This is a genomic window from Deltaproteobacteria bacterium HGW-Deltaproteobacteria-18, assembly GCA_002841885.1.
Lineage (GTDB): Bacteria > Desulfobacterota > Desulfovibrionia > Desulfovibrionales > Desulfomicrobiaceae > Desulfomicrobium.
On record PHBE01000007.1, the window covers coordinates 267,208 to 287,097 of the forward strand.

The following is a 19,890-nucleotide window of genomic DNA, read 5'->3' on the forward strand; positions in this document are numbered from 1 at the left end:
ATTGTCGCGTTCAAAGGGCTACAGGATGGAGAAAACGATGACAAGAGCCGATTTGAAGGACCATGGGCCAATTTTGGTCAGTGCCTGTCTGCTTGGGATTTATTGCCGCTATGACGGGCGCTGCGACACGGACGAGAGAGTCATGGCCCTGTCAAAAGACCATGTCCTGGTCCCTGTCTGTCCGGAACAACTGGGCGGCTTGCCCACGCCGCGTTCGGCAGTGGAACTGCTCGAAGGCCGGGCCGTGACCCGGGACGGTGCTGACTTGACCGAGGCCTTTGAACGCGGGGTCCGGCAGGTCGAACTCGTGGCCCGGCTGACCGGGGCCCGGGCGGCAGTGCTGCAGCCGCGCTCGCCGAGCTGCGGGCGGGGAATCATCTACGATGGCACGTTCTCCGGCCGACGTATAGAGGGTGACGGCGCTCTGGCAGGGGCTCTCAGGGAGCAGGGGTTTTTGCTGCTTGTGCCGGACGAACTTGACTGACCGGGGCTCTTTTCTTTTTTCGTGGATGAGTTAACAGTTAAGTTGATTCATCGGGATGAACGGAGGGGCAATGACAAACAAGGCAGACAGACGAGAATTTACTCGCATGCGAAAAGAGGTCAGGGTTCGCTATAGCCAGCTGGGCAGCGAAGAATACAGCGATGCGCGACTCGTGGACGTGAGCGAGGGGGGGCTTTGCATGGAGGCCAGCAAGCCGCTCAGGACCGGCACTGAGATTTATGTCCAGCTTCTGAACATCAATCCGGAAACTTCTGGACTGGCCGCGCACAGGACATCCCACGGCAGGGTTCGCTGGACCAAGGATTTGGGATGTATGGAACAAGCCCGTTTCGGGATCGGGGTGCAGTATACGCATCCTGTGTGTCACTGATGAACACAAACAGGAAGAAGCATGTCCGCATTTGATCAGGAGCTTGAGGCGAGCGGGGAATTGTTGAAGAATGAGAAGATTTCCAAGGATTTGGCGCGCGCTCATGCACGATCCCTGGCCTGGTTCAGGCAGCACCGGGAAGAGCTTGAGGCAGCGGGCTGGAGCGTTGCCGAGCTGTACCGCATCGGAACCCTTTCTTTTCCCTATTCGGAATGGGGGCCGGGCTGGATGACCTTGTGGAACAACGAAAAATGTTCGCCCCGGATGGGCCGCCGGGGCGAGATAGAGTTTGTTCTGCACGAGGCGGGTGGGGACGTGATCCAGTCCTGCCGCCTCGACAAGAGTTTTTTGTCCTGATTACTGCCCCTGGTTTTGGGTCTCGTTGCCCGTCACCACCTGTTCCACTTCCGGCTGAGGCTCAAGGGCGCGCTCCTGAACAGCCTCCGCCGTCCTGACCAGAAGCTCTCCGGCCTTGGCTATGCTGCCCATCCCATTCGGGTCTTCCAGGCTTCGCCGATGAACCCATTGTGCCAGATAGATCAGCTCCGAGGCGTCCATGCCCTGCGGGTTCGAAGCGCTGACGATGGCTTGCAGGAGCCTCTGACGCGAGATCTCGCGGGTCTGGATGGTGGTCTTGATGCGGGCGCTGGCCTCGTTCTTGGCCGAGATGGACGCCTCCTGCCCCTGCATGTTCCAGAATGCCAGATGCGCCTGGCTGACACTCTCCATGTCCTCAAGATATTTCGTGACCAAAAGCCGGATCGAATCCGTTCTGGCCAGGGTGCTTACCGTCTTGCCGATGGTCTTCAGCCGCGCGGCAAGCAGATTCAGCATCTCCTTTCGCTGGGCCTCGCTCACGACGGCCATCTGTCCGGAGGGCAGGGTGTAGGTGGTCGACTGCAGGGCACGCTCCAGGCTGTCCAGAAAGAGCGGCGTGTACGCCGCGTGCAGGAAATCGAGCACGGGCTCCTTGAGCACATGCGAGAAGATGACCTTGCGCGCTCCGAGAGTGTCGGCCGGATCCACGTTCAATCCGTTGAAATCGACACCGTAGCGTATGTTCACGGACTTGACGTTGAGGACGAACCTTGGCTCGGATCCGGGATTCTTCTTGGTTCCGCCCGGCAGATAGCAGTCGACCATGTAGTGGCTTAAGTCCTCAATGAACTCATGACGTACTATTTCGTCGGCCGGGAGGACGGGGGCGGTGGCGTTGCCCTGGGCCGTGGCGTTGCCTTCAGGCGCGACGACGGTCGCGTTGACCGTTTCCTGCACCGGAAGCACGGGGGCCGGCTGACCCGTGCCGACCTGCCAGCGTTGCGGCGCCACCTCCGTGGCTACCGGTTTCGGGAAAAAACGGTCGCGGTTCTGCATGAACCAGTAGCCGCCGGCCAGAGCCAGAATGAAAGCGATGGCGAGAATACGTTTCATGAGCGTCTATGCCTTTGTAGCGCAGTTAAACATGGATTGGGGTTGTCCGGTGGATTCCATGACAGATCTCCAGTAGTTGGAGTAGATGTTGAGCTTGCGCCGTTTGGCGGTGACCAGATCCAGGGGCAGGTACAGGTAGCGCTCCTGCAGCTTGGACACGACCATCCCGGTCTTGCCGGCCATGGCCGCGTGCACGGCATGCTGGCCGAGGAAGCCGCAGTAGATGCGGTCGTTGGAGTTGGCCGGGATGGAACGGATGATGTAGCTGGGGTCGATGTATTTGAGTGTGTAGGGAAAATCCGTGGCGTCAAAGAATTTCTTGATCTCAGAGCGCAGCACATCGCAGATGTCGCCCAGGATGGGGTTGCCAGAGAGATCGACCTGGTTGTTGATCCGGCACAGGTCCTGACCAGCCCCTTCGGCCACGACGATGACCGCGTGCTGCCGCTGCTCCAGGCGGGTTTTGAGCTGAACCAGAAAGCCGTCCGGACCATGCAGTTCAAAAGGCGCTTCGGGGACCAGCACGAAATTGACCTCTTTTAAAGCCAGGCTGGCCTGGGCGGCGATGAAGCCCGACTCCCGGCCCATGAGCTTGACCATGCCGATTCCGCCGGGCGCACCCAGGGCCTCGATATGGGCGCAGCGGATGGCCTCGGTGGCTTTTTCCACAGCCGTATCGAAGCCAAAGGAGCGGGTCACGAAGTTGATGTCGTTGTCGATGGTTTTGGGGATGCCGATGATGGAGATCTTGAGCCCCCGCCGCAGCACCTCCTGGGTCACGGAGCTGGCCGCTTTCATGCTGCCGTCGCCGCCGATCATGAACAGGGCCGAGATGTTCATGCGCTCCAGCGCGTCCACGATCTCCTCCGGAGCCTGGGGCCCGCGCGAGGAGGACAGGATGGTGCCTCCGAATTCGTGGATGTCGCAGACGCTGTCCGGGGTCAGCTCCATGATGTCGTGCTTGTATTTGGGGATGAAGCCCTGCAGGCCGTAGCGGATTCCGTAGATTCCGGAGATGTGATAGTTGTGGTGGGCGCTCATGACGATGGCCCTGATCACGTCGTTGATGCCTGGGCACAAGCCGCCGCAGGTCACGATGGCGCATTTGGTCTTGGGCGGGTCGAAATAGATTTTCTGTCTGGGCCCCGCTTCCTCGAATTCGCAGACTGTATTGGACGTCGCGCCATCAAGGATCTCGCCGGAGAGATAGAGGGGCATCTTGGATTTATCGTCTATATGGTGGCAGTAGGGCAAGGGATTGTCGACCTTGCATGGGCCAAGGGTGGGGACGGAAGTGTCGAGGCGTGGCGCGTTGCCCATTGCGTCTCCATGAGGTTGCGGTCTTGAAAAGGGCACTGAAATGAAAAAAGCTTCCTGTTCGTTAAGCCAGGGTGGCCTAAAAAACAAGAAGCGTGGCGAGTTGCAATAATTCAGGCGGAGCGGGTGGTCTTGAACTCAGGGAGAACGTGGGCCAGGGCCGCGTCGAGGTTCGGAAAGGCGAAGCCGAATCCCAGGCGCTGGAGCGCCTCGGGATGGCAGCGCTGACCGGTCAGGAGCATCCCGGCCGCCTCGCCCAGGGCCAGACGCAGCGCGAAGGCTGGCACGGGCAGTATGGCCGGGCGGCCGAGGCCCTTTGCCAGGCTCTGCGTGAAGCCCGCGTTGGTCACGGGTTCCGGGGAGCAGGCGTTGAATGACCCCGAGGCTTCAGGGGTTTCCAGCAGGAAGCTCATGACCCGCGTCAGGTCGTCTATGTGAATCCACGAGAACCACTGCCGCCCGTGGCCTATCCTGCCGCCAAGGCCCAGCGAGAAGGGCGTGATCATCTTGGCCAGCGCGCCGCCATGGCCAAGAACGACCGCGATGCGCGGGATGACCACCCTGTGTCCGAATTCCTGGGCATGCAGCGCCTCTGCCTGCCAGGCTTTGCAGACCTCGGCCAGGAAGCCGTTGCCTCGCGGTGTGTCCTCGGTGCAGACGCTGTCCCCGGTATCGCCGTAAAAGCCTATGGCGTTGGCGCAGAGCAGGGTCTTGCCCGTGGTGCGGGCCAGGGCGTCCACAATGTGCCGCGTGCTCATGACCCTGGATTGCAGGATGCCTTCCTTGCCGGCCTTGTTCCAGCGGGTCATGACCGGGCTTCCGGTCAGGTTCACCACTGCATCGTGCTCGCCGATCAGATCCTGCCAGGGCCCCGGCGTGACCGGATCGGCCCGCGCGACGCGCACCGGAGAAGAGAATCTGGCCTTGCCGGAACGGGCGGCCACGGTAACTTCGTGGCCGCGTCCGACGAGATGGGGCACAAGATGCGCCCCCACGAATCCGGTTGCGCCGAAAGCCAGAATCTTCATGGGTCCCTCCCGCCCTTTAGAGGCCGAAGTGTTTTTGAATGTAGCCCGACATGACCGCCTGGGCGTTTTCGTGACATTCCCCGCAGCCGGTGCCGATCTTGGTCATGTCCTGCAGTTCCGAAAAACTCCTTACGCCTTCAAGCACAGCGTGCTCGATGTCTTCGTCAGTGACCTGCATGCATTCGCAGACTATCTTTGCGCTCTGCGTCCTGACGCGGTCTTCCATGCCGTTCTTGCGATAATAGTCGTCGATGGCGGCCCTGAGCGCCTTGTCGCCGAGCACTGAGCAGTGCACCTTGTTGTCGGGCAGTCCGCCCAGTTCCTGCAGGATATCCTTGGCGGTGATGTCGTAGGCCTGCTCCAGGGTCATCCCGATGACCATCTCGGAGAGGATGGATGTGCTCGCGATGGCGCTGGCGCAGCCGTACGTCCGCCACTTGCAGTCGGTGATGGTCAGGTTTGCGGGGTCGACCTTGATGTAGACGATCATCTCGTCGCCGCATTTAATATTGCCCGTCTGTCCAATGCCGTGAAAGTCCGCCTCGTTGTCCTCGCGCAGGATGTTGCGGGGGTTCATGAAGTGGTCCTTCACCTTGTCCGAGTAGGTCCATTTTGCCATGTTATTTTCTCCTGTACGCAGTGGACATGGTCCGGATGCGGTCGATGATAATGGGGAGGTGGTGGAGCATGTACTCTACGTCTTCCAGGGTGTTCTCGCGGCCCAGGCTGATGCGCACGGAGCCGTGGGCGTTCTCAACGGGCACGCCCGTGGCCATGATGACATGGGACGGGTCCAGGGAGCCCGACGCACAGGCCGAACCAGTGGACACGGCAATGCCGGCCAGATCCAGGTAAAGAAGGATGGCCTCGCCCTCGGCTCCGGCAAAGGAGACGCTGAGCGTGCCCGGAAGACTGTGCTCGGGGTGGCCCATGAAGAGCGCGTCCGGGATGGCTTCGGCGATGCCGGCCTTCAGGATGTTCTTGAGCTCAAGCAGGCGTTTTTCCTCTTCTTCCATCTCGACGGCGCGCAGTTCCATGGCCTTGCCCATGCCGATGATGCCCAGGGAGTTTTCCGTCCCCGCGCGGCGGCCGCCTTCCTGATGTCCGCCCAGGATGAGCGGACAGTAGGGCGCGCCCTTCTTGACGTACAGGGCTCCGATGCCCTTGGGGCCGTAGAGCTTGTGGGCGGAGATGGTCAGAAAATCGACATCGAGGTCACGCACGTCGACGGGGATCTTGCCCACTGCCTGCACCGCGTCGGTGTGGAAAAGGGCCCCGCCTTCATGGGCGATGCGGGCTGCGGCCTTGATGTCCTGGATGGTGCCGATCTCGTTGTTGGCCATCATGATGGACACCATTGCTACCTTGTCCGTCACGGCCCGGCGCAGTTCCTCAAGATCAATGCGACCGTATTTGTCCACGGACAGGTAGGTCACGTCGTGGTTCTTGCGCCCGAGGTCGCGGGCAGTGTTCAGCACGCAGGGGTGCTCGATGACCGTGGTCACGAGGCCGCTGCGTTCGCTGAGCGAGCACGAGCAGCGAGTACTGTCGCAATGCAGCAGGGACAGCACGGTATTGTTGGCTTCGGAACCGCTGCCGACAAAAAGGATTTCGTCAGCTTCCGCCCCGATGAAAGACGCGACTTTTTCGCGCGCCTCCTCGACTTTTTCCCTCGCTTCGCGGCCGAAACCGTGCATGCTGGAAGGGTTCCCAAATATTTCAAGGCCCTCGATGAGGGCTTCTTTCACACCCGGATGCAGGGGGGTGGTGGCGTTGTTGTCGAAATAAACGGTTCTGTTTTCCATGTAGGCTCCTTGTTTCGCAAAATTACGATGAAATCTTAATCCCTAATCCGGACCTGTCCACCCCGAAAATGGATGAAGAATGCCCGGACTCGGCGATTTAGGATCTTCACCGTCCTCGTGCCAGAGTCCGTCCTCCCAGCAAAAGAGCTGGTGCGGATTGAACCCGGCCTTGTAGGCCATGCGTTCGCATCCCGGCACAACATAACCCAGGTAGTAGTGGGCAAGCCCCCGTTGTTTCGTCTCCTCGATCTCGCGCAGAACGCTGAAAATGCCGGGGCTGAGGTGCGAGACAGCAGGATCGAAGACGAAATAGACGGAACTCAAGCCATCGCTGCCAAGGTCCAGGTATCCCGCTCCGAGCAGGCGTCCGTCATGCTCGTAGCGGGCCAGCAGATTCGGACAGGGTGCGGAATGCAGATTGGCGATGAATTCGTCGAAGGTGCTCTCCTGTCCGAAACGGATCCTGGAATGTGTATGATACAGGTCAAAAAGTTCTTTTTCGTAGCGAACCGGGCCGAAGCTGACGCTGATCCGGCTGCAGCGGCGCAGCACGCGCTTTTGTCCGCGGCTGGGCTTGAATCGCCTTACGGGCACGCGCAGGGGGGTGCAGGCCCGGCAATCGGGGCAGGCGGGACGAAAGAAATAATGGCCGAACTTGCGCCAGCCCCGGGACAGGAACCAGGACAGTTCGGCGCCATTCAGGCTGTCGGCGAAGAAGAAGGAATAGACCAGCGTCCTGTCCGGCAGATAGGGACAGGGCGCGGGCGGCGAAAATTCGGGCCGGGAATAGAGAATCATGGCTGCGCCCAAACCTCCTTGCAAGCGCCGGACGGCAGTTCGGTTCCTTCCGGGCCGAAGCCGTCCGGCCTGTCCATGGCCAGCCTATTTTGCCATCTTGGACCAGGAATCACGCAAGGTGACGGTCCTGTTGAAAACCGGGCGGTCCGGACCGTGATCATGGCGGTCCGCGCAGAAAAAGCCCTGTCGTTCAAACTGGAAGCGCGCCTCGGGCGCAGCCTGGAGCAGTGATTTTTCCACTTTGCAGTCGGTCAGAATTTCCAGGGAGGCCGCGTTGATCTGGGTCAGGAAGTCGGCATCCCTGCCCGGCGATTCCACCGTGAAGAGACGGTCGTAGAGGCGCACCTCGGCCTGTGCGCAGTGCCGGGCGCCGACCCAGTGCAGGGTACCCTTGACCTTGCGTCCGTCCGGGGCGTCCCCGCCCCGGCTGCCTGGGTCGTAGGTGCAGATCACGGCCTTGATGGTTCCGTCGGATTTCTTGAGCACATCCTGGCACGTCACCAGATAGGCGCCGCGCAGGCGCACCTCGCGGCCGGGAGAGATGCGAAAAAACTTGCCGGGAGGGTTTTCCATGAAATCATCGGCCTCGATGAAGATTTCGCGTGAAAAGCCCACCTTCCGGCTGCCCATCTCCGGGTTTTTGGGGTGGTTGGCCAGTTCGAAGAACTCCTCCTTGTCTTCAGGGTAGTTCTCGATGATCAGCTTGATCGGACGCAGCACGGCCATGGCCCGGGGGGCGGCCGTGTCAAGATCCTCGCGTACGGAGTTTTCGAGCACGCCCATGTCCACGCAGCTGTCCGAGCGACTCACCCCGATGCGTTCGCAGAAGTCGCGGATGGCCGCGGGCGGAAAGCCTCGGCGGCGCAGTCCTGAGATGGTGGGCATGCGCGGGTCGTCCCAGCCTGCAACGACGCCGTTGTCGACCAGGTTCTTGAGCTTGCGCTTGCTGGTCACGGTGTAATTGATGTTCAGGCGGTTGAATTCGTACTGCACGGGCCGGCTGGGGACGTCGAGCTGGTCCAGCAGCCAGTCGTAGAGGGGCTTGTGGTCCGCGAATTCGAGGGTGCAGATGGAGTGGGTGATGCGCTCCAGCGAGTCTGACAGGCCGTGGGCGAAGTCGTACATGGGGTAGATGCACCACGCATTTCCCGTATTCTGGTGCTCCTGGTGCAGGATGCGGTACAGGGCCGGGTCGCGCATGTTCATGTTCGGCGAGGCCATGTCGATCCTGGCCCGCAGGATGTGCGCTCCTTCGGGGAATTCACCGGCGCGCATGCGGGAGAAGAGATCCAGGTTTTCCTCCACGGAGCGGTCGCGGTACGGGCTGTTCCTGCCGGGCTCGGTCAGGGTGCCGCGATAGAGGCGCGTGTCTTCGGCCGAGAGCGAGCAGACGTAGGCCTTGCCTTTGCGGATCAACTCCACCGCGAAATCGTGGAGGCGCTCGAAGTAGTCCGAGGCGTGGTAGAGGTGCTCGCCCCAGTCAAAGCCGAGCCAGCGCACGTCCTCCTTGATGGAGTTCACGTAGACCGGATCTTCCTTGCCTGGGTTGGTGTCGTCGAAGCGCAGATGGCAGCGTCCGCCGTAGTCGCGCGCCAGACCGAAGTTCAGGCAGATGGACTTGGCGTGACCGATGTGCAGGAACCCGTTCGGTTCGGGTGGGAAGCGGGTACAGACCCGGCCGTCGTTCTTGCCGGTCCTGAGATCTTCTTCGATGATGGCGCGCAAAAAATTTGAGGGTGCGGATGGCGTGTCCATGGTGATCCTTGAATGCTGCGAGGCGTCTTTGGGGTTAAGAGTGTTGAACGCTTACGGTCAGGGGCATGGGCTTGCAGGCCTGTCCGTTGATATGGGCCAGAAGAGCGTCGCGGGTGCTCGGAAAGGCCAGGTCGTCCCAGGGTATCTGGTCGCGCTCGAAGAGACTCAGGTATTCGGTCTCCTCGCCCGCGCTGGGCTCTGCCGTATCCAGGTGGGCACTGTAGACGATGATGACCGGCGGCCACCCGGCGTAGGAGAAGACGCCGACCAGACCGTCCAGGGTGATGTCGAGATTCACCTCTTCGCGGATTTCGCGGATGGCGGCCAGTTCGACGGGCTCGCCTTCATCCACGTAGCCTCCGGGCAGGAGCCATTTGTGGCTGTCGTCCGGGCGTTTGCGGCGCAGGAGCAGGATTTTGTCGCCAATCTCGAGGATGACGCAGGTCACGACCTTGGGGTCGAGATAGACCACGCCCGCGCATTTCGAACAGACGAGGCGGGCGGGCTCGCCCGGGCGCAGGCGTTGCAGTTCCAGGGGCGATCCGCAGGCGGGGCAGAAACGGTAGCGGTCGTGACGGATGGGACCGGCGGTTATGGTCATGAGTAGGTGTTGGTCCTGATCGTGTGATCCTTGAGGGTTTCGCGGGCGTGGCCCGCGAGGGATTTGGCCGGATACCCGATGCTGATGATGGATTCAACCCGCAAATGGGGTGGAATGTGCAGAATCTCGCGCACGCGGTCCTCGGCCGACCTTTCCTGGTCGTGGGGTCGCAGGCGGATCTGCACCCAGCAGCTGCAAAGGCCCAGGCTCTCACAGGCCAATTGCAGAATGATGGAGGCGATGGCGCAGTCTTCGATCCAGGTGTCGGCCTTGTCTTCGTTGCCGAGCACGGCCACGCCCAGGGCCGCCTCGCGCAGAAAATGCGCGCCGTGCGGTTTGGCTGTGGACAGGGTCTCAAGGAGGGACTTGTCCGTGACGAAAATGAACTCCCAGGGGTTGAGCCCCCGGGATGACGGCGAGCGCAGCACGGCCTCCTTCAACTGATCCATGACTTCGGGCTCGATGGCTTGCGGAGTGTAATGGCGGATGCTGCGGCGCTTGCGCAGGATTTCGAGCATGTTTTTTTCTCCCCGGCCGTTCCTGAAGGATCGGCCATGGCGGTTTTGACCGCACTCCTTGATCAGTGCGGACGCATACCGTATCAAAGCCCTCATTGGGCGGCAATCGCCGAATCCTGGTGCTTTTCACGGAGGAACAATGGATGGACTGATTCTCGTCTTGACAGCGCTGGCCGGGTGTCTCATGCCGGTCCAGCCGGCCGTTAACGCCGTGACCGCGCACCTGATGAGCAGTCCGTACCTGGCCTCGTTTTTTTCCTTTCTGACCGGCACGCTGGTTTTGGGCCTGCTGTGCCTGGCTCTGCGCCTGCCCTGGCCCGACGGAAAAATCATGATGAGCCTGCCGTGGTGGGCCTGGCTGGCCGGGCCCATGGGGGCCTTCTTCGTGACCATGACCATCGTCGCGGTGCCGCGTCTGGGAGCCATGAGCGTCATGGCGCTGCTCATCGCCGGGCAGATGGGCATCTCGCTCGTCATGGATCATTTCGGGTGGCTCGGAATTCCGGCCCAGCCCATCTCCCTGTGGCGAATCCTGGGCGCAATCCTGCTTTTCACCGGCGTGGTCCTGATCCGCAAATTTTAAGGAGCTTGCTTATGAAAACAGTGCTGTTCGTATTCAACGGCGATCCCATGTGCTTTATCCATGTGCTCCTGAACGCCCTCGACATGCACGCCGCCGGTCACGAAGTCCGCATTGTCATGGAAGGGGCTTCCGTTGCGCTGGCCCCGGCCTTGGTCAAGCCCGATCATCCTCTGGCCAAGCTGTTCGCCAAGGTCCGCGAGTCCGGATTGCTTGATGGCGCATGCAAGGCCTGTTCCGTCAAGCTCGGCGTTGCCGCCGAGGTCGAGGCCTCGGGTATCGCCCTCATCGGCGACATGAGCGGCCATCCGTCCATGCGCTCACATATGGAAGCCGGATGGCAGGTCATCACGTTTTGACCCGGAACATCGGGGATTGCCGGTACGGCGATGCGCCGCTGGTCATTCGGGTCGGTTCGCTCAATCCGGTCAAGCTGGGTGCCATCCGCGATGTCATGTGCGTGCCTTTTCCCCAGGCCCGGTTCGAGCCCGTGCCCGCACCCTCCGAGGTGCCGGACCAACCCCTCGGGCTTGAAGAGACCCTGCGCGGAGCAAAGAATCGCGCCAGAAATGCCTTTGCCGACTGCGCTCTGTCCGTGGCCCTGGAATCCGGACTCATCGAAGTGCCCGGGTCCAACACCGGCTACATGAATTTGACGGCCTGCGCCATTTACGACGGCCGCGAAATGTATCTGGGGCTGGGTCCCGCCTTCGAACTGCCCCCGGAGGTGACTCGCCTGGTGGTGGTCGAGGGCCTGGAACTGGACCCGGCCGTGCGCCGGGTCGGGCTGACCGAGAACGAGCGTATCGGCTATTCCCAGGGCCTTATCGGAATCCTGAGCGGCGGCCGGGTCACGCGCATGGATTACAGCCGTCCTGCGGTGTCCATGGCCCTGGTCCGCATGGGCCTGTAGGCACGATTGGCCCCGCAGCCCGGACTGCTTAGCGTTGTCTTGAAAAAACGGATTTTTACGTGCATCGTGATGCTATTGAATTTCAGCTATTGCATCGCCACCATTTTTACTGCGCAACCTGCAAGAAGTGTTTTGAAACAATCGTAAGTTCAACCATTTGCCAACGAGGAAAATATGTCCCGCTCATATCTGGTCTATCGCTGCAAGGAAGGAGAGGTGCTCAAAAAGCCCGAGGCCGTCATCGCCCTATGGGATGAGGATCTGCCGCGCTTCTCCGAGATCCTGGACGAGGCCACGGCCTCGCGTCCGTCAAAGGCCCGCAAGCCTGGCGAATTTTGGGAGATCGTGACCAAGGAAAAGGCCGATCCCTATGACTGGGAAAAGATCGTGGAGCCAGTGAAGAACAAGGACCACGATCCGCTGGGTGACATGTGGAAGGAACGCGCCAAGATCGAGAAGCTGATGCAAGAGGGTGCGAGTCTGGAGCAGGCCCTGGACGTCATGACGCCGTTCAGCCACACTTTTCGCTACGAGTCCGAGGCCCCCAAGGATCTTCTCCCCAAGATGGGCGAGATCGAGTCGTAGCTCTTTTTTGGGCGACTTTGCCCTGCCAAGGAGACACTCATGCGCTGGATCGTTCTGTGCCTGCTTCTGATCCCTCTGCCCGGACTTTGCGGCGGGCCGGCCCTGTCGTCGGGTCAACTGCTTTATGTGCCCGTATATTCGCACATCTACATCGGAGACAAGGAACGGCCGTTCAATCTGGCCGTGACCCTGTCCATCCGCAATACCGATCCGCGCGGCATCCTGAAATTGACGGCTGTGGACTATTACGACACCGACGGACATCTGGTCAGGCACTACCTGGACGCACCCGTGGAAATGAAGCCGCTGGCCTCCATCCGATACGTGGTGGCCGAAAAGGACGTAAAGGGCGGTTCGGGTGCCAATTTTCTGGTGCGCTGGGAGGCCCCGGACGCGATCAATATTCCGGTGGTGGAGTCGGTCATGATTGGCGCCCAGTCGGGGCAGGGCATTTCCTTCACTTCCCAGGCGAGGGAAATTCAAGAACATTCACAAGATTAGGGAGAAGGAATGGAGAACGTGACGGAAGAACTTGAGGCGTTTGTTGCAACGTGGGATTCTTGCGACGCCAAGGACGCATTTCTGGTTTTCAGACAGACTCTTGAGGCCGTGGATGGCGTGATCCTTGATTTCAAGGCCCGTCCGGGAATCACCTATTCCTTGCGCGGTGCGCATCCGGCCCAGCAGGGGCGGGATCTCTTCGCGCTGATCGATGTCATCGACGACGATCCTGAACAGCGCTGGCTTTCGGTCTGTTTTTACGACGATCTGGTCACCGACGAACAGGAGCAGGGGGACTGGGTTCCCGCTGGTCTCATGGGCGAGGATGCCCGTTGCTTCAATGTCGACGAAGCCGACGAGGATCTCGTGGCCTATGTGGTCGAACGCATCCGCGAAGCCGGAGCTGGCGCGGTGAGTTAGCCAGTCCGTTGGTCTTCCGGGCCGGAGAGGCTTTGACTCCCGATGGTCGGAGCGATCGCTACGCGGACCACGTTTTTTTGGGGGAGAAGCGCATGGCGTATATTCTGGCCGCCGACATCGGCGGGACCAACAGCCGTTTCGGTCTTTTCGACCATTTGCCGGGTCGGGATCCGGAGCTTCTGGAGTCTTTTGGCGTTCTGACCGCCTCAGTCTCTTCCTTTGCGCAGTTGCTGCGTCGGGTGCGGGACGAGGGCTTGAGCCTTGATCCCATGGACGCGGACCAGGTCGTCCTGGCAGTGGCCGGACCCGTGCGGGACGGGGTGAGCTGCAGCCTGACCAACGCTTCCTGGGATATCGATCTGCGCGAGCCTGCGGCCGGATTGCCGATTGAACGGACCGTCCTCATCAACGATTTCGTGGCTCAGGCCCTTGGCTGCCGGACCCGCAAGGCGGCCGAGTCCTCCATCCTGATACAGAAGGGAGTCCCTCGTCCCGCAGTGGTGGCAGCGGTGGGTCCGGGGACGGGACTTGGTCTTTGCGCCCTGGCTCCGCTGGCCGGGAGGTGCCCTGGTTTTCTGGCCCTGCCTTCGGAGGGCGGGCATGCTCCGCTGGCCTTCGTGACCGAACGCGAGTTCGATTTTCTGCGTTTTCTGCAGGCCCGCACCGGCCATTCCCATGCATTCGGCGATATCGTGGTCTCGGGCCGGGGCCTGAGCGCCATGCACTTGTTTCTGACGGGACGCGACCTGCCCGCTGCGGAGGTGGCGCGGGAAATCGACCCTGAAAGCGAGACTTCAGAGTGGTTCGCGCGCTTTTTAGGCCGTGCCTGCCGTGCCTATGTGCTTCATGTGCTGGCCTGGGGCGGTCTTGATCTGTGCGGCGGGATTGCGGCCAAGAATCCCTTTTTGGCCGCTCACGATGAATTTTTGCGTGAATTTTGCGATTGCCCGGCCTATGGGCATCTACTGGCCCAGATTCCCGTCCGCCTGATCACTGCCCAAGACACGGGCCTGCGCGGCGCGGCCAGCCATGCACGGAGTCTGCTTGACGCCGAAGCAAAAGACGCTGCCCACGTTTTTGTGGGGTAACAGCCTACGAAAATGTTACCTTCTTTTTCACATCGATCATAAAAACCAGATAGTTGCAACTGGCACGAGAGCTGCTTCAGCCTCCCTAACAGGAGGCTGCCATGCCCGTCATCACGACACCATTCGGAGTTCTTGAAACCCTTCCCGATATAGAATTTTTTCCGGGCGGCACCGTGCAGTCCTGCATCGCCGCCCAGGCCTGTCCCCTGTCCACCCCTGTCGGTTTCCTTGTCCCTCAGTTCACTGCCCGCACCCTGCGCAAGCGCCAGTTGCCGGCCATTTCCTTCCATCCAAATGGCATGATCCGCAATCTTCCGCTGGAAGAGCAGGTCATGGTCCCGACTCCTCTTGGCACACTGCCCGCCGAACAGGTCACTTTTTATGATACCGGAGCCGTCAAGCGCGTTTTTCCGTTGAACGGAACCCTGAGCGGTTACTGGACCCAGGAGGACGAGGCCGCCATGGCCACGCCCCTGATCCTCGACACGCCCATCGGGTGCGTCGAGGTCAAGCCGGTGAGTGTCTATTTTGGTCCCCAGGGCAATCTGCGCGGCCTGACCCTATGGCCGGGCACGGTGCTTGATGTGCCCACTCCGCTCGGCAGCATCTGCGTACGGATCGGTGTCTCATTTTTTGACAGCGGCGTTTTGCGCTCCGTGGAACCGGCAGAGCCCGTAGCCGTGCCGACGCCTGTGGGCGTGCTTCTGGCCTTTGACCAGGATGCGGTGGGCATCTGCGGGGATAAGAACTCGCTGCGCTTCCGCGAAAATGGAGGCTTGCTTGGCCTGACGACGGCGGCTCACGCTTTTGAGGTCGAGATGGAGAACGGGCGCAGGCGGACCCTCACCCCGCCCCTGCGCCGACACCCCTGCGACGGCGAGCGCATGGAAGCGGGCTCCATAACTCTGGATTTCAGCCCAGGGCAGGTCAGTTTCACATTCGCGGATTCCCCGCTCATCAAGGTCAAGGCCGAAGGAATTACGGCGACCCGTTTTTTTCTGCCGCTGCCTGCGTTGTCTCCCATGTGTTCCATGGGCGCGGGCAAGTGGTAGTCCGCATGAACTAAACCGCTACGGAGGAATCGTGAACGTAAGCTGTCTGGAAAAAGTCGTGGAATACGCATCCATGCCCCTGCACGGGACACTCTCGCGCAAGCTCAGAAAGGGACTCAAGATTCAGATCAATGAAGGGCGGGTCTATGAAAAGGCCGTTCTTTTCCTGGGTTCCGATTTTCTGCGCGTGACCGAGAAGGATGAAGGACTGTCAGTCAATACATATTATGGATGGGAAGAGATCGCCTCCATCCGTACCTACAGTTCGGAACCGGAGGAATAGTCGAAGGGGGCTTTTTGGCCCCCTGAAGTAAGCCAGGCCGAGGGTCCATGAGAATGTCCACGTTGGGTGCAGGGCGCATTCATTCCCTTTTGAGATAAGGACTGGGTGAGTTCGGAGAGCCGATCCGCTCCTGACATCAATTTGGGATCTTGGCTGAAATTCGGAAATTCCGGATGTTTTCCAACACTCGGTTAATACTAGCCCGCCATCCGGCGCAGGGCTGACAGGAACCGTGAACGCAGCTTTTCGCCCAGAAGGGCCCGTTTCACGGGCGGGAGCTTCAGGAAGCCTCCCACGAGCGCGCGCATGAACTCCTGGGTGCGGCTCTCCGGGTTGTCGAAGATGAAGGTCTGGAAGGTGTTTCGCTCCAGGGCCTGGAGCATGACCCGCTCGAAGCTGTCCTCGGGATGATACACTTTTTGCGGGCGGGTCTGGAGCGTGATCGCTCCTGTGGGGCATTTCAGGGCGCATACCCCGCAGCCCAGGCAATGCTCCTTCATGCTCGCCAGCTTCTTTGGCTTGTGGCCGTCCTGCCCGGAAACCTTCTCCACGCCCACGGCGTTTACGGGACAGGCCTTGGCGCACAGGCCGCAGCCGGTGCACAGGGCTTCGTCCACCACGGCTACCACGCTGGCCGTGACCAGGATGCCCGTATACCCGGTCTCCCGAACTCCCTGAAGCAGATTGCAGCAGCAGCCGCAGCAGTGGCAGATGAAGCCGGCGTCGCGGCGCACGTTGTCGGCGGACAGGGTCAGGCCCTGGTCGCGCGAGCGGGCCAGGATGTCGCGCATCTGCATTCTGTCGATGGGTTTGGCGAAGCCGTTGCGGATCAGGAATTGCGCGCCGGTACCCATTGAGGTGCATGTATCCATGGGCGTGCGACATGGCGCGTGTCCGAGATGGTGCTTCTCATGTCGGCAGGAACACAGTCCCAGTGAAAATTCCGTGTGTTCCTCGATGAGCGCGGAGGCCTTCTCGTAGTCCAGGATCTCCACATGTTCACCCAGCGCCTCCTCGTACGGCAGTGCACGCATGACCGAGGTGGCCTGTCCGTCCCCGAAATTGGCGTGCAGGAACTCCTTGTCCCCAAACATGTAGGCCTGAAAAAGTTCCGCCCAGCGTGCGCGCGGCAGATCCGGGCCGGTGCGCATCATGGTGAATTCGAAGAAGCCGATGACAATGGGGCTGACCATGTACTGGTAGCGCGTACCGTCCCAGATATCGATGACCAGACCTTTGGCGCAGAGTCCCTCGATCATGGGCCGCAGGGCGTCTTCGGGTTCGCCCAGCATGGCCGAGATGCGCGCCAGGGTGGAGGGGCGGTAGGGCATGCGTGCGACCAGTTCGGCCTCGGGGCGGGAATACAGCTCTTCGACCAATTGGCCGAAAACCTCTGTCCACGGTGTGCGCACCGGGGCCTGGTCGAGGCGGTGTCCGAGTTTGCGGAAGATGTCCTTGCTGGCGATGTGTCCCATGATGATCCCTGTTTGCGCGGTTGATGCGCGGTTGATGAGCGATGATTCCCCCGACGCCCCCTGAATTGCAAGCCTGAATCCACTCTTTTGTGCCGCGTGCCGTTGACAAGCGCGTCAGACTGGTTCAAATATTGGTCCTACCAATTTTCATAGGGTCGTTCGCGGCATGTCCTGCGCGGCCTCCATCAGGAGAGTCTCATGTTTGAAGTGATCGCTTTGTATCTGGCCGTGGGCGCGGTGGCCGGGGTTTTGGCCGGATTGCTGGGCATCGGGGGCGGACTTGTCATCGTGCCCATGCTGGTATTTTGCATGGAGTTGCAGAATCTGCCTCAGGAACTGATCATGCATCTGGCGCTGGGCACCTCCATGGCCAGCATCATGTTCACCTCGGTTTCGAGCTTCATGGCCCATCATCGCCGGGGGGCGGTGGAGTGGGGCGTGGTCAGGCGCATCGTGGCGGGCATCCTGGTCGGCACGCTCCTCGGAGCCTGGGTGGCTGCGCAGATGAGCACCGGTGCGCTCAAGATATTTTTCGTCATTTTTCTTTACTACGTCTGTTACCAGATGCTTTCCGGCAAGAAACCCAAGCCGTCGCGCGTTATGCCGGGAGCGGCCGGGATGTTCGGGGCGGGCAATGTCATCGGGGTGGTTTCGAGCCTGGTCGGCATTGGCGGAGGCACACTCTCCGTGCCGTTCATGGTCTGGCACAATATTCCCATCCACAAGGCCATAGGCACTTCCGCCGCCATCGGGTTTCCCATCGCCGTGGCTGGAACAGTGGGCTACATCCTGAACGGCTGGGGCGTGGACTCCTTGCCGCCCTATTCCCTGGGCTACGTCTCCCTGGTAGCCTTGGTCTCCATTGCGGTCATGAGCGTCATCACCGCTCCTTTGGGCGTGCGTCTGGCCCACAGCCTGCCTGTGGACAAATTGAAGAGAGTGTTCGCGCTGATTCTCTTTTTGGTGGGCACCAAAATGCTGATATCGCTTTTTTAGCCGATCCCCGAACAGGCAGGCCCCCCGATCGCAAATCCGGGGCCTGCATCGGCCCGGAACAGATTTTCACGAAAGTGGATCGGCTCCGGGTTTTTTTGCGTCCAGCTTCAGACCCGAAAAAAGATTCGGAGACGCTTTTGACTGCGCTCCCCTGGCCTTCAGCGGCGGGGATTCTTCCGGCATGCTCCCGGAAAATCCGTATTCACTCAAGGGGCGGAACTGTTCTGGCTGGTGGCGGACATGGCGGTCGTGGAGGGGCGGCAACGGCAGTGCCTTTGGGGATAGGCCGCGCGTAAATGGCCGCGCCGGGGGTGATCAGTACTTTTCCAGAATCGCCTCATACTCTCCGTTTGCCTTGATGCGTGCGAGTCCTTCGTCGAGTTTTTCCTGATAATGCCTTGCCTTTGGATGTTGTTTGGAAAAAGCCACGTAAACCCTGCTGGGCTCACTGGGGAAGGCGGCAAAGACTTCGTTTTGCAGTTTCATTTCATGGAGAAACAAATTGGCGGTCTTTTCGAAGAGAATGACCGTGTCCACGCGCCCGGCTTGCAGCATCCGTATGATTTGGTCATGTCGTTTTCCCCAGACCTTGGAGATCCTGTCATTCTGGTGGAAAAACTCTCCGTATTCGTACCCACGTATAACTCCCACCTTCTCGCCGTTATGGAGTTCTTCCGCGCTTGACGCTTCAAGCAAGCCTGGGCGGCAATGGTAATAATGTGCCCTGGCCAGGAAGAGCATTTCCTTGCCCCAGAGAAACGCGTCCTCGCGCGATGGCTCCCTGGCTACGTTGAATCCGCCGATATATTTTCCGGTTTTAACTTCCTGCAGCAGGCGGGCGTAAGGAACAACCTCGAAGGTCACCTCGATGCCTACTGATTTGAAGGCCGCCCGGACGATATCGTTGGACATGCCGGTTCCGTCCGGATTGGCATAGGGCTCCCTGGCATCCTCGACAGCCAGCGTCAGCGCATGGGCAGCGGAGGTCATGGTGAAAAGGAGTAGCAGCGCTATGCGAATCATGCCGGCCATGAGTGAGTTGTCTTCTTTTTTTCGTTGTTTTCCATATGTCACAATACGCAGGAATACTTATTAGGACAAGGACGCGGAGGAGAGGGGGGGATGCGGGAAGTCACATGTACCAGCGCCAGCTCTGCCCGGCACGGAACAGTTCACGCAGGGTGAGAGGCCTGTTGCCTGCGATTTTCTTGGCCAGATAGATGAAGAGATAGGCGGTCTGAAGGGCGTCGCCCAGGGCCTCGTGGGCCGTGAAGCGGGGCAGGTCGAACTCCCTGGCCAGGTCGGTCAGCACATAGGATATGTTCAGGTTGTACTGCTCGTAATGCGAGGGCGTGCGCTTCTCACGCCACAGCATGGCCATGCGCATGGTGTCCAGGCAGGGGTTGGCCAGTGGTCGGCCATGATTTTTTTTGCAGGCCCGGTTCAAGAAGCTCATGTCCAGGCCCACGTGGTGGCCGACGATGAGGGTGCCCTTGCAGAATTCGATCAGCCCGGGGAGAACATCGGCCAGAGGCGGGGCCTCGGAGATGGCCTCGGGGGTGATGCGGTGGATGAGGGTGCTGGTCTTGGGCAGCGGGATGCTGGGGCGTACCAGCGCGCTGAAACTTTCTCCCGGCAGGATGGCCAGTCCCCGGACCCGCACGGCTCCGATGGAGACGATCTCCTCCTTGCGGGCGGAGAGGCCGGTCAGTTCCGTGTCCAGCACCGTGTAGACATAGTCTTCCAAGGGGCGGGTCTGGTCCAGCTGCCGGCACAGGCGGTTGTTTTCATCCAACGCCGGCAGGCTTGAGGCCCCTTGAACAAACCCCAGCAGGGCGAGCAGTCTTTTGGGCGTGACAGGGTTCATGT

Annotated in this window: 26 protein-coding genes; 13 read left to right on the plus strand and 13 right to left on the minus strand. The window is 60.5% G+C overall.

Annotation, left to right across the window (positions count from 1 at the left end; translation table 11 throughout):
* Positions 1 to 37: 37 nt before the first annotated feature.
* From CVU60_08225 to CVU60_08235, 3 genes are read left to right on the plus strand one after another with little or no spacing between them, the layout of a single operon-like run.
* On the plus strand, positions 38 to 484 hold the full coding sequence (locus CVU60_08225; GenBank protein PKN42194.1) for a DUF523 domain-containing protein: 447 nt from the start codon (positions 38 to 40) through the stop codon (positions 482 to 484).
* A gap of 55 nt (positions 485 to 539) precedes the next feature.
* Positions 540 to 875: a hypothetical protein gene (locus CVU60_08230; GenBank protein PKN42195.1), complete on the plus strand. Its 336-nt coding sequence runs from the start codon at positions 540 to 542 to the stop codon at positions 873 to 875.
* Positions 876 to 896: 21 nt separating this feature from the next.
* On the plus strand, positions 897 to 1,232 hold the full coding sequence (locus tag CVU60_08235; GenBank protein PKN42196.1) for a hypothetical protein: 336 nt from the start codon (positions 897 to 899) through the stop codon (positions 1,230 to 1,232).
* Here the strand turns inward: CVU60_08235 and CVU60_08240 are convergent, their stop codons facing one another.
* The 9 genes from CVU60_08240 to CVU60_08280 all read right to left on the minus strand — a co-directional run bounded on the left by CVU60_08240 (position 1,233) and on the right by CVU60_08280 (position 10,128).
* Positions 1,233 to 2,306, minus strand: a complete 1,074-nt coding sequence (locus CVU60_08240) for a hypothetical protein (protein PKN42197.1) — start codon at positions 2,304 to 2,306, stop codon at positions 1,233 to 1,235.
* Positions 2,307 to 2,312: 6 nt separating this feature from the next.
* Positions 2,313 to 3,626 (minus strand): diphosphate--fructose-6-phosphate 1-phosphotransferase, encoded by a 1,314-nt coding sequence (locus tag CVU60_08245; GenBank protein ID PKN42198.1) that lies wholly within the window; start codon positions 3,624 to 3,626, stop codon positions 2,313 to 2,315.
* A gap of 110 nt (positions 3,627 to 3,736) precedes the next feature.
* Entirely contained in the window at positions 3,737 to 4,651 is a 915-nt protein-coding gene (locus CVU60_08250; GenBank protein ID PKN42199.1) for a TIGR01777 family protein, read from the minus strand.
* Between the two features lie 16 nt (positions 4,652 to 4,667).
* Positions 4,668 to 5,270, minus strand: coding sequence for an iron-sulfur cluster assembly scaffold protein (locus tag CVU60_08255; GenBank protein ID PKN42200.1), 603 nt, complete (start codon positions 5,268 to 5,270; stop codon positions 4,668 to 4,670).
* Position 5,271: 1 nt separating this feature from the next.
* Positions 5,272 to 6,456 carry a cysteine desulfurase NifS gene (locus CVU60_08260; protein PKN42201.1) on the minus strand — a complete coding sequence of 395 codons (1,185 nt, stop codon included), beginning with the start codon at positions 6,454 to 6,456 and terminating at the stop codon, positions 5,272 to 5,274.
* Between the two features lie 42 nt (positions 6,457 to 6,498).
* Complete coding sequence (locus CVU60_08265) at positions 6,499 to 7,254, minus strand: arginyltransferase (GenBank protein ID PKN42202.1); 756 nt, start codon at positions 7,252 to 7,254, stop codon at positions 6,499 to 6,501.
* Positions 7,255 to 7,338: 84 nt separating this feature from the next.
* Positions 7,339 to 9,009, minus strand: a complete 1,671-nt coding sequence (locus CVU60_08270; protein ID PKN42203.1) for a glutamine--tRNA ligase — start codon at positions 9,007 to 9,009, stop codon at positions 7,339 to 7,341.
* 34 nt (positions 9,010 to 9,043) lie between these two features.
* Positions 9,044 to 9,610 carry an NUDIX hydrolase gene (locus CVU60_08275; protein PKN42204.1) on the minus strand — a complete coding sequence of 189 codons (567 nt, stop codon included), beginning with the start codon at positions 9,608 to 9,610 and terminating at the stop codon, positions 9,044 to 9,046.
* Positions 9,607 to 10,128 carry an NAD(P)H-dependent dehydrogenase/reductase gene (locus CVU60_08280; protein PKN42205.1) on the minus strand — a complete coding sequence of 174 codons (522 nt, stop codon included), beginning with the start codon at positions 10,126 to 10,128 and terminating at the stop codon, positions 9,607 to 9,609. The genes CVU60_08275 and CVU60_08280 overlap by 4 nt, the downstream gene beginning before the upstream one ends.
* A gap of 139 nt (positions 10,129 to 10,267) precedes the next feature.
* On the opposite strand from CVU60_08280, the gene CVU60_08285 reads away from it, so the two are divergent.
* From CVU60_08285 to CVU60_08325, 9 genes are all read left to right on the plus strand, one after another.
* Entirely contained in the window at positions 10,268 to 10,711 is a 444-nt protein-coding gene (locus tag CVU60_08285; protein ID PKN42206.1) for a hypothetical protein, read from the plus strand.
* Between the two features lie 11 nt (positions 10,712 to 10,722).
* A complete protein-coding gene (locus CVU60_08290; GenBank protein ID PKN42207.1) occupies positions 10,723 to 11,067 on the plus strand; it encodes a cytoplasmic protein in 345 nt (114 codons plus the stop codon).
* A complete protein-coding gene (locus CVU60_08295; GenBank protein ID PKN42208.1) occupies positions 11,046 to 11,621 on the plus strand; it encodes an inosine/xanthosine triphosphatase in 576 nt (191 codons plus the stop codon). Before CVU60_08290 ends, CVU60_08295 begins: the two co-directional genes overlap by 22 nt.
* A 174-nt stretch (positions 11,622 to 11,795) precedes the next feature.
* Complete coding sequence (locus CVU60_08300; protein ID PKN42209.1) at positions 11,796 to 12,206, plus strand: hypothetical protein; 411 nt, start codon at positions 11,796 to 11,798, stop codon at positions 12,204 to 12,206.
* Between the two features lie 39 nt (positions 12,207 to 12,245).
* On the plus strand, positions 12,246 to 12,707 hold the full coding sequence (locus CVU60_08305) for a hypothetical protein (GenBank protein PKN42210.1): 462 nt from the start codon (positions 12,246 to 12,248) through the stop codon (positions 12,705 to 12,707).
* Between the two features lie 9 nt (positions 12,708 to 12,716).
* Positions 12,717 to 13,127 (plus strand): hypothetical protein, encoded by a 411-nt coding sequence (locus CVU60_08310; protein PKN42211.1) that lies wholly within the window; start codon positions 12,717 to 12,719, stop codon positions 13,125 to 13,127.
* A gap of 32 nt (positions 13,128 to 13,159) precedes the next feature.
* Positions 13,160 to 14,215 (plus strand): glucokinase, encoded by a 1,056-nt coding sequence (locus CVU60_08315; protein ID PKN42212.1) that lies wholly within the window; start codon positions 13,160 to 13,162, stop codon positions 14,213 to 14,215.
* A 101-nt stretch (positions 14,216 to 14,316) separates the two neighbouring features.
* Positions 14,317 to 15,267 (plus strand): hypothetical protein, encoded by a 951-nt coding sequence (locus tag CVU60_08320; GenBank protein PKN42213.1) that lies wholly within the window; start codon positions 14,317 to 14,319, stop codon positions 15,265 to 15,267.
* Positions 15,268 to 15,298: 31 nt separating this feature from the next.
* Positions 15,299 to 15,550, plus strand: coding sequence for a hypothetical protein (locus tag CVU60_08325; protein PKN42214.1), 252 nt, complete (start codon positions 15,299 to 15,301; stop codon positions 15,548 to 15,550).
* A 197-nt stretch (positions 15,551 to 15,747) separates the two neighbouring features.
* Here the strand turns inward: CVU60_08325 and CVU60_08330 are convergent, their stop codons facing one another.
* Positions 15,748 to 17,025 carry a 4Fe-4S ferredoxin gene (locus tag CVU60_08330; GenBank protein ID PKN42215.1) on the minus strand — a complete coding sequence of 426 codons (1,278 nt, stop codon included), beginning with the start codon at positions 17,023 to 17,025 and terminating at the stop codon, positions 15,748 to 15,750.
* A gap of 198 nt (positions 17,026 to 17,223) precedes the next feature.
* Between CVU60_08330 and CVU60_08335 the strand changes: the two genes are divergently transcribed.
* Positions 17,224 to 18,021, plus strand: a complete 798-nt coding sequence (locus CVU60_08335; protein ID PKN42216.1) for a hypothetical protein — start codon at positions 17,224 to 17,226, stop codon at positions 18,019 to 18,021.
* Between the two features lie 66 nt (positions 18,022 to 18,087).
* Here CVU60_08335 and CVU60_08340 read toward each other — a convergent pair whose 3' ends face one another.
* The 3 genes from CVU60_08340 to CVU60_08350 all read right to left on the minus strand — a co-directional run bounded on the left by CVU60_08340 (position 18,088) and on the right by CVU60_08350 (position 19,888).
* Complete coding sequence (locus CVU60_08340) at positions 18,088 to 18,285, minus strand: hypothetical protein (GenBank protein PKN42217.1); 198 nt, start codon at positions 18,283 to 18,285, stop codon at positions 18,088 to 18,090.
* Between the two features lie 51 nt (positions 18,286 to 18,336).
* Positions 18,337 to 19,053 carry a hypothetical protein gene (locus CVU60_08345; GenBank protein PKN42218.1) on the minus strand — a complete coding sequence of 239 codons (717 nt, stop codon included), beginning with the start codon at positions 19,051 to 19,053 and terminating at the stop codon, positions 18,337 to 18,339.
* Between the two features lie 100 nt (positions 19,054 to 19,153).
* Entirely contained in the window at positions 19,154 to 19,888 is a 735-nt protein-coding gene (locus CVU60_08350; GenBank protein ID PKN42219.1) for a 3'-5' exonuclease, read from the minus strand.
* Positions 19,889 to 19,890: the final 2 nt, after the last annotated feature.